The 9,657-nt window shown below is 71.4% G+C and carries 5 protein-coding genes; 3 read left to right on the top strand and 2 right to left on the bottom strand.

Features of this window, described 5'->3' with window-relative positions:
- Nucleotides 1-152: 152 nt before the first annotated feature.
- Nucleotides 153-719: a hypothetical protein gene (locus tag ACFU7Y_RS32280; RefSeq protein ID WP_380770506.1), complete on the top strand. Its 567-nt coding sequence runs from the start codon at nucleotides 153-155 to the stop codon at nucleotides 717-719.
- A gap of 697 nt (nucleotides 720-1,416) precedes the next feature.
- A complete protein-coding gene (locus ACFU7Y_RS32275) occupies nucleotides 1,417-2,421 on the top strand; it encodes a chitinase (protein WP_380770505.1) in 1,005 nt (334 codons plus the stop codon).
- A gap of 326 nt (nucleotides 2,422-2,747) precedes the next feature.
- Here ACFU7Y_RS32275 and ACFU7Y_RS32270 read toward each other — a convergent pair whose 3' ends face one another.
- A complete protein-coding gene (locus tag ACFU7Y_RS32270; protein WP_224280884.1) occupies nucleotides 2,748-3,812 on the bottom strand; it encodes a cell wall metabolism sensor histidine kinase WalK in 1,065 nt (354 codons plus the stop codon).
- The gene (locus tag ACFU7Y_RS32265; RefSeq protein ID WP_224280885.1) at nucleotides 3,802-4,467 is read right to left on the bottom strand and encodes a response regulator transcription factor; all 666 of its coding nucleotides are present in this window, start codon (nucleotides 4,465-4,467) and stop codon (nucleotides 3,802-3,804) included. The genes ACFU7Y_RS32270 and ACFU7Y_RS32265 overlap by 11 nt, the downstream gene beginning before the upstream one ends.
- Nucleotides 4,468-4,910: 443 nt before the next feature.
- Between ACFU7Y_RS32265 and ACFU7Y_RS32260 the strand changes: the two genes are divergently transcribed.
- Nucleotides 4,911-9,596, top strand: coding sequence for a multicopper oxidase domain-containing protein (locus ACFU7Y_RS32260; protein ID WP_380770504.1), 4,686 nt, complete (start codon nucleotides 4,911-4,913; stop codon nucleotides 9,594-9,596).
- Nucleotides 9,597-9,657 lie beyond the last annotated feature (61 nt).

The following is a 9,657-nucleotide window of genomic DNA, read 5'->3' as shown; positions in this document are numbered from 1 at the left end:
CGCGGGACCCGACCGGGCCCCGCTGAACGGAAGCCGTGGGCCGGCGGGTTCAGACCGGACGCGGTTCTGTCGAACCCCGGACGGGGCGCCGTCCGTGCTACCGGCTGAGGGCGGTCGGCAGCCGGCCCGAGGAACGGACGAGGAGGACAGCGATGGCCTGGTACCAGGGGTCGAGCCGGATCACGGTGACGGCGGTGGAGGGGCGGTTCCCGCAGCGGGCGGTGGTGACCGTCCGGGGTGCCGCTCCGGTGGAGATCCCGGGCGAGGTCGGCGCCGTCCACTTCGTGGAGGCGGAGAGCTGGCAGCTCGACCTGGAGCACCGGGACCAGGGCGAGTGGTACCCCAACGTCCGTGCGGTGCAGAGCCGGTGGCAGGAGGTCCGGGGCGTGCTGACGCAGGTCGTGCACAGCCGTAACCAGGACCGGGCGGGCGACCGGCAGGGCCGCAACCTGGTGCTGCGGATCGAGCGGGTCGTGCCGGGCGGTGACGATCCCTCGACCGCGCCCGCCGCCCCTGCCGCGCGCCGCACCACCGCCGCGCACCCGGCTCCGGCCGCCTCGGCGGGCCGCGTGCCGCGCACCTCGGCCGGCCCGGCGAGCGGCGGCTCGGCCCCGGGCGTGCGGACGACCACCTCGGGCGGCGCGACCTGGACCGCCACCTCGTCCGGGACGGCCGCCCCGGCCCGGACGACGACCACGGCCGGCTCCTGGAACGGCTGACCGGGCCGGTCACGGCCTCAGGCGCGCCGGTCTGGCCCGCGCCAGCTCCACCTGACGGGTCATCCGCCACCGCTCGGGGGCGGTTCCAGGGCCCGCTCCCAGTGCCGGAGCGCCTCGGCCCGGCCGGAAGAGCGTGTGGGCCAGGTTGTTGAGTGCCGGGACAGCAGCCGCGGATCGCCCCGCGTGGTGGGCGCCGGGAGCCGGGCCGGGCGGGTGGCGGCAGGGGTAGCCCGGGTCGGTCATCGCGGTGACGGTGAACGGCGCGGTGAACGCCGTGTCGTTGCCGGTTCGATCCTCTGACCACGTGGGGGCGGGCGCAGGGGAGGCCCAGGGGGCGGGCGCAGGAGGGACGAGCGCGTGGGAGCTTCGGGGGGAGGGACGAGCGCGTCGGAGTTTCGGGGAGGGGCGCCGCGCGAACTCAGGTGGCCACCGGGGACGCCGAGTTCAGGATCGCGACCCGACGGGGGCGCGTCAGCAGCCATGGTCAGGGAGGCTTCCCAAGTGCTCCGCGGGCCATCGCGGGTTGCCACTGGAGCACCATTGGGAAACTCTCCTAACGTCAATCATTGACCCCGGAGTCCGGTGCCCCGATTCTGTGAGACACCGCCGGTGGACCGCCGCCGTCCGTACGGGTGCTCCGCCTCCTTCTCCCTGATCTGCCGTCACCGCTCCCCTGGATCGATGAAAGTGAGTTGGCATGCGCAAGACCATCGGGGTCCGTCTCGCCGCCCCGCTGCTGGCCGCCGCCCTCGGCCCGGCCGCCCTCCTGTCGGCCCCCGCGACCTCCGCGGCGGCGGCCCCCGCCGCGGCCGCCGTGCCCGGGCTGGCCGCCGCGCCGTACGAGTACCTCGGCTGGGGCAGCCCGCAGAAGCCGACCGACGTGATGAAGGCGACCGGCATCAAGTGGATCACCCTGGCCTTCGTCCTCTCCGACGGCGGGTGCAACCCGAAGTGGGACGGCAGCCGGGCGCTCACCGGCGGCTCCGACGAGGCCGCCATCACGTCGATCCGGGAGGCCGGCGGTGACGTCGTGGTCTCCGTCGGCGGGGGGAGCGGGAACAAGCTGGGCGAGAAGTGCTCCAGCGCGAGCGCGCTGGCCGGCGCCTACCAGAAGGTGATCGACGCCTACCAGCTGAAGGCGCTCGACATCGACATCGAGAACACCGAGTTCGGCAGCGCGACGGTCCGTCAGCGGGTGGTCGACGCGCTGAAGATCGTCAAGTCCAAGAACCCCGGCATCGTCACCTACGTCACCATGGGCACCACGCCGAGCGGCCCGGACGCCGCCGGCAAGGACCTGATCAAGCGGGGCGCCGCGGCCGGCCTGGCGAACGACGGCTGGGTGGTGATGCCCTTCGACTTCGGCGGCCACAGCGGCAGCATGGGCCAGGCGACGGTCAGCGCCCTCGACGGGCTGAAAGCGGCGGTCAAGAGCGCGTACGGCTACAGCGACGACGCGGCGTACCGGCACATCGGCGTCTCCTCGATGAACGGGAAGACCGACGAGGCGGGGGAGACCGTCACCACCGGCGACTTCCGCACCATCCTCGGGTACGCCCAGCAGCACCACATCGCGCGCTTCGCCTTCTGGTCGGTCAACCGGGACCGCGCCTGCGGTTCCGGCACGGACACCGAGGCGTGCAGCAGCATCGCGCAGTCCCCGTACGACTTCACCAAGATCGTCGTCCAGTACCAGGGCTGAGGTGGCCCCGGCGGGGGCGGGCCGCCGGGAGGGTCGCCGAGTCGTTTCCCCCGCGCCGCTCCGCCCAGGTCCGCCCCCACATCCCTGAGCCACCACAGGCGGCACACCAACTGCGGCTCTCCGTCAGCGTGCTGACCCCGGACCAGGTGGAGGAGGGGGCGCGCCGCCTGTCCCGGCTGCTCACCGACCGCCTCGCCTGACAACCGCCCCCCCGCCCCCCGCCCCGCCCCCGTCGTGCGCCGGAGCGAGGGCGGTCCCGGTGCGAGGCGATGTCAAGGACTCCGTACGGCAACGCTGTCGTGCCGCGGCCCGGACGGTGACGGGTACTACTCGGCCGGCGCGGTGAAGGCGGACGTGGGAACGTTCTGTGTCGGGGAGGAACGGGGCTGCGGCGGCAGCGTCATCCGGAGCAGCGAACCGCTCGGCGGCTCGGAGACCACGGTGAGGCCACCGCCGTGGCCCTCGACGACGGCGCGCACGATCGCCAGGCCGAGCCCGGTGCCGGGGCGGCCCGACGACCGGGTCCGGCCGCTCCCGTCCTCGGCCTGCGACCCGGCGAAGCCGATGCCCGTGTCCTCCACCTCGACCACGGCACCGTCGCGGGTCGCGCGACAGCGCAGCGCGATGCTGTCCCCGTCCACGGTGAACTTCACGGCGTTCTCCACCAGGGCGTCGAGGGCGGTCTCAAGCCGGGACTCGTCGCCCTCGACCAGGACGGAGGGCGCGTCCAGGCGCCAGTCACGGTCCGAGGCCGGCCGCCACCGCTGGACCGTCCGCCGCAGGAGAGCGCCGAGGTCGACGGGGGCCCACTCGAACGTGGCGGGCTCGTAGGCGTCGGCCAGGACGAGCAGCCGCCCGGCGAGGCCGCCGAGCTTGTCCAGCTCGTCCACCACGACGTCGAGGTCGTCCCTGCTCTCCGGGGTCGACAGCTCGTCGCGGACCATCTCCGCGTAGCAGCGGGCCACCGTGATCGGCGTGCGCATCTCGTGCGAGCAGTTGCGCACGAACAGCTCCTTGACCTCCTGCGCGCGGCGCTCGCGCTCGACGAGGTTCTGGGTCTCCGCGAGGGCGGCGGCCCGCCGCCGGACGTGCCAGACCATGCTGAGGAAGACCATCGCCATCAGCGGCACCTCGGCGAGTTCGTCCCACTCGGCGTGGCCCTCCGCGATGAACCGGCTCAGCGCGGTACCCGTGACCAGGGTGACCACGGTCAGCACGGCGGACGTGCGACGGGCCGACCAGCTCTGGAAGCCGTAGACGATGGACATGCTGATCCACACCAGGTGGAACACCACGGTTTCGAGGGCGGGTTCGACGAGCAGCAGCAGCTGGCTGCACCCGGCGAACAGCACCCAGCCGGCGAAGACCAGCCGCCTGCGCTCAGCCGGCACTGAAGGCGTACCCGACATTGCGCACCGTCTCGATGACCGGCCGGGGCACCTTGCCGCGGATCCGGCGGACCGTCGCGTCGACCACGTTGCTCCCGAGGTCGTCGGTGTGGCCCCAGACGCTCGCGAGGAGCTCACGCCGGCTGCACACCTCCCCGGCCCGCCGCATCAGGTGCCCGAGCAGCATGAACTCGCGGTGCGACAGGGGCACTTCCCTCCCGCCGAGGCTGAGCGCCTGCCGTTCGAGATCGAGCGTGACCTCCCCGACGTGGAGCCACCGCTGGGACACGCCGGTGGAGGGTGCACGGAGCCTGGTCCGGACGCGCTCCACCAGCTCCGCGGTCGCGAAGGGCTTGCCGAGGAAGTCGACGGCCCCGAGCCGGAGGCAGCGGACACGGGTGGCGACGTCCATCACGGCGGACAGGACGAGGACCCGCTGATCGGGCTTCCGGTCGAAGGCGCGCCGCATCACCTCGAACCCGTCGAATCCCGGCAGCATGAGATCGAGCACGACCAGGTCGAACTCGCCGGCCCGCAGCCGGTCCACGGCGTCCGGACCGGACTCCGCGGCGTCGATGACGTGACCGTCCGCTTCCAGCGTGCGCTTGAGGTAGGCACGTAGCCGCGCCTCGTCCTCGACGACCAACAGCCGGGCCATGGTGGGCTACCGTCTCCTCCCCTGCCGCTCTCGCCCCTGGGCTGTCATCTGCGGCTGCGTCGGATCCTACAAGTGCCCAACCCGTCATTCCACAAACGATCCGGCGAAGGCGTCGGGATCGACCCGGTTTGCTGCCCTCCGGCAGCGGGTGGTGTGACGGCGCGTCAGTGCCCGTGTGCGCCGGGCAAGGGTGCGCCGACGTGCCGACGTCCCAGGCGGTCCGGCCTCGCGACGCCCGTCATGACAGCCGGATGAGAGACCTGTCATCTTCGCCCCCGCGTCCGGCGGCCGGCCCCAGGCTTGTCGCGCGCGTCACCAGTCGGCGGCAAGGGCCCGTGCCCTCGGTCCCGCCGCCTCCCGGTGGGCCGGGCGATCCGGACCCGAGCGCGCAAGCGGCGGCAGGTCGCCGAGGAAAGAGGAAAGACGTGTTCACCAAACAGGTCATGAGAACGGTGCTGAAACCGAGACGGGGCACCATCGCTCTGGTCGGCGTGGGGACGATGGTGGCAGCCTTGCTGGGGCTGCCGCCGTCGCCGCTCCAGCAGATACCGGAGGCTGCCGCGAGCGGGTCGAGCAGCGCGACGGACGAGACGAAGGCACCGCACTACTTCGGCCCATGGCCGAACTGGGCCAACAGCCCGCTGACCCTGTCGAAGGCCAAGGTGTCCATCGCGTCCACCACGATGTCGGCGGGAAACCCGCTGGTCGACCGGGCGTACGCGACGGACTTCGCGACACCGCCGGGCGCGCTGGGGCCCGTGCTCGTCGTCCTGGGCGGCTCTCCGCTGCCCGCCGGCACCCTCAAGAGCTTCCAGACCTGGAACCAGACCAAGCCGGGGGGCAGCCCCTCGGCCTCCGAGGGAGGCCTCTTCCACGCCTACGTCCTGCGGCCGACGGGCACACCGGACACGTACACCGTCGTGGCCGACAGCGGGCTGAAGACGGTGCCCAAGCCGACCGCGGCAGCCGGAGAGGTCGCGACGTACGAGGTCCCCGACGTCGCCGTGCAGGCCGACGACGTCATCGGCTTCTACGGTCAGGGCGTCCCGGTCGACACCGGTCTCGGCTCCGCCACCGACGCCTTCGTGTACCCGGCCGGCATCGACAGCACCACGACCCCGCCGACCAACGCGCCTCCGGCCGCGGGTGCCACGGTGACGCTGGGTTCGGCCGTCTATCCGCGCTACCCGGCGCAGGACCGGCAGTACTCCTTCGGGGCGCAGGTGATCCCGGCGAGCACCGGGCTCGGCGCCACGGCGACGGCCACGGTGGACCCGCAGACCGGCGGCATCTCAGGCATCGAGGTGACCTCCCCCGGACGGCACTACGTCGCGGGCGCGACCTCGGTCACCATCGAGGGCGGCGCCACGGCGGCGACCGCGAAGGCCACCGTCAAGGCGACCGGGGCCGTGGTCGGCCTCACGGTCGACGCGGGCGGCAGCGGCTACGGCGGCTTCGCGGTCGGCATCACCGGCGGCGGTGGCAGCGGCGCCACCGCGACGGCCTCCGGCGGGGTGAACGCCGTGACGGTCACGGACGGCGGGGCCGGCTACACCATGCCGACGGTCGACTTCGACCTTCCCGACGACCCGAACGGCACGGTGGCCAAGGGGCACGTCGACCCGGCCGATCTCAGCGCGGACGGCAACGTCACCAAGGTGACCGTCGACGAGCCCGGCAGCGGCTACAGCAGCGCACCCGGCGTCGTGATCCGCAACGGGACGCTGGCCGACCCGATCAACGGCGCGACGAAGGCGACGGCCGCCGCAGGCCTGAAACTGGTAGCGGTCAAGCTGGACAAGGTCGGCTCCGACTACACCGCAGCGCCCGCCGTCACCATCACCGACCCGACGGGCAGGGGCGGTACCGGGGCGACGGCGACGGCCGTGACGGACACCGGGGCGATCAGCGGGATCGAGGTCACCAGCCCGGGGGCCGGCTACCTCACGGTCGGGATGAAGAAGTTCCAGGACACCCTGCCGCTGACCTGCAACCCCGGGGCGGACGGCACGGGTTGTCCCGACGTCGCACAGCTGCAGGCACCGTCGACGAAGCCGTCGGAGAAGTTCATCCCGGTGGCCGTTGCGGAGTCCGTCACCACCAGCGGCAAGCCGGCCGACGAGTACGTCATCGGTCTCGTGCAGTACCTCACCCGGTTCTCCTCCGACCTGCCGCCGACCCTGGTGCGGGGCTACGTCCAGCTGTCGACGGGCGCGGTGCCCGGCCGGAAGGTCCCGCTCTACAACGAGCTGATGGACGGCACCAGGCAGCCGCTGCCGTACACGGGTGTGACCTCACCGCAGTGGATGGGCCCCCTCATCGCCGCGACCAAGGACCGGCCGGTGCGGATCGTGTTCCGCAACCTGCTCCCGAAGGGCGCCGACGGCGACCTGTTCCTGCCGGTGGACAGCAGCGGCATGGGCGCCGGCATGGTCCCGATGACGATGCCCCCGCCGAAGAACGACGGCACCGTCACGGACGAGGTGCGCAATCCCCCGTGCACCGACGACAAGGCCGGCTGCTTCACGGACAACCGGGCCACGCTGCACCTGCACGGCGGCGTCACGCCGTGGATCAGCGACGGCACCCCGCACCAGTGGATCACCCCGGCCGGCGAGACCACGCAGTGGCCGCAGGGCGTCAGCGTGCAGAACGTGCCGGACATGGTGGACAGCACCGGGGCGACGCTCTGCGCCGCGAAGGACGACGGCTGCTCGACGTTCTACTACACCAACCAGCAGAGCGCCCGGCTGATGTTCTACCACGACCACACCTACGGCATCACCCGGCTGAACGTGTACGCCGGCGAGGCCGCGGGCTACACCATCACCGACGACACGGAGAAGGCACTGGTCAACAGCGGCACGATCCCCGACGCGGCCGACACCCTCCCGCTGCTCGTCCAGGACCGCACTTTCGTGCCGGACGACTCGCAACTCAAGGACCGGAAGGACACCACCGGCAAGACCGTCTCCTACGGTCAGGACCCCACCTGGGACACGAAGCGCTGGGGCGGCAAGGGCAGCTTCTGGTACCACCACGTCTACATGCCCGCGCAGAACCCGGGCGACCCGTCGGGCATGAGCTCGTACGGGCGCTGGATGTACGGTCCGTGGTTCTGGCCGCCGGCCGGCGACACCAGGTTCGGGCCGATCGCCAACCCGTACTTCGACCCGAAGTGCAAGCTGGACGACTCGTCGACCTGGCAGTACGAGAGCGCCCCGTTCTGCGAGCCGGAGCAGATCCCCGGCACGCCGAACATCTCGATGGGCATGGAGCAGTTCAACGACACTCCCATCGTCAACGGGGTCGCCTACCCGAAGGTGACGCTCCAGCCGAAGACCTACCGGATGCGGCTGGTCAACGCCGCGAACGACCGCTTCTTCAACTTCCAGTGGTACAAGGCCGATCCGAAGCAGGGTGACGGCACGACCGAGGTGGCGCTGAACGCGGACGAGCTGGCGGTCGCGCAGACCGACCCGAACGTGTCACCCACCCCGGCGGACGCGAACAACGACGCCGCCGGCCCGGACTGGATCCAGATCGCCAGCGAGGGCGGCTTCCTGCCGGCACCGGCCGTCATCGACGGTCAGCAGCCGACGACCTGGATCACCGACCCGACGCGCTTCGACTTCGGCAACGTGGACAAGCACTCGCTCACCGTCGCGCCGGCCGAACGCGCCGACGTGCTGGTGGACTTCTCGAAGTTCGCCGGCAAGACGCTCATCCTCTACAACGACGCACCCGCGGCCTACCCGGGACGCATCTCGTCGTACGACTACTACACGGGTGCCCCCGACCTCACCCAGGCCGGCGGCGCACCGAAGGTCCTGCCGGGATACGGGCCCAACACCCGCACCGTGATGCAGGTGACCATCGCGGACACGGCACCGGCTCCGACGTTCAACCTGGCGAAGCTGCAGGCAGCCTTCAAGCACCACGCGGACGGCTCGGGTGTCTTCGAGTCCGGGCAGAACCCGGTGATCGTCGGTCAGGCGGCCTACAACTCGGCGTACGGCACGAGCTTCGCCGCCAGCAGCAACTGCAACGTCAAGAACAGCTCCGTCAAGACCTGCGACGGCCTGGTCCGCGTCAACGACACGTCGACGTTCGGCTTCAACACGCTCAAGGCGCCAACCGCCAAGATGACGATGCCGCTGCAGCCGAAGGCCATCCACGACGAGATGAACGCGACGACGTTCGACAGCTACGGCCGGATGTCGACCAACCTCGGCGTCGAGGCGTCGCCACCGACGCCGGGGGCGCAGAACGCGACGCTGTACCCGTACATCAACCCGCCGACCGAACTGATCGACGGCACCGGCCTGCCCAGAGCGGACGCGAAGGTGACGCCGATCAGCACCAGCGCGGACGGGACGCAGATCTGGCGGTTCACCCACAACGGGGTGGACACCCACCCGATGCACTTCCACCTGTACGACGTCCAGGTCCTCAACCGGGTGACCTGGGACAACATCGTCATCAAGCCGGACGCCAACGAGCTGGGATGGAAGGACACGGTGCGGATGAGCCCGCTGGAGGACACGATCGTCGCGCTGCGGCCGATCGTGCCGACGGTGCCGTTCGAAGTGCCGAACTCCGTCCGGCTGCTCGACCCGACGATGCCGGCCGGTGACACATCGATGTTCCACAATGTCGATCCGCAGGGCAACCCGACGGCAGCCATCACCAACAAGCTGGTGAACTTCGGCTGGGAGTACGTCATCCACTGCCACATCCTCAGCCACGAGGAGATGGACATGATGCGGCCCCAGTTGCTGGCACTGCCGCCTGGGAAGGCGAGCGGGCTCGCGTCGACCGTCGTGGGCACGGGTGAGAGCGCCCGGATCCGGCTGGAGTGGCAGGACAACTCGATCAACGAGACCGCCTTCCTCATCCAGCGGACGAGTGACGGCGGCACCACGTGGGTCGACGCCGGCACGGTCGAGTCGCCCCTGGACCAGCCGAACACCCACGGGGCCCGCACCTTCGTCGACCCGACGGCATCGGTGACCACGCCCTACCTCTACCGGGTCGTGGCGCTCAACACGGTCGGGTACGGCGGAGAGTTCCCGGGCATGACGGTGAAGTCGGTGTCGGACCCGCTCCAGGTGACCCCGGCACCGTGATGCCCGGAGGGCGGGGCCCCGGTCACGGCTGAGTGATCACGTACGGCAGGAGGGCGGGCCC

The organism is Kitasatospora sp. NPDC057542 (genome assembly GCF_042801945.1).
Taxonomy (GTDB): Bacteria; Actinomycetota; Actinomycetes; order Streptomycetales; family Streptomycetaceae; genus Kitasatospora.
This window is presented reverse-complemented; position numbering and strand designations above follow the sequence as displayed.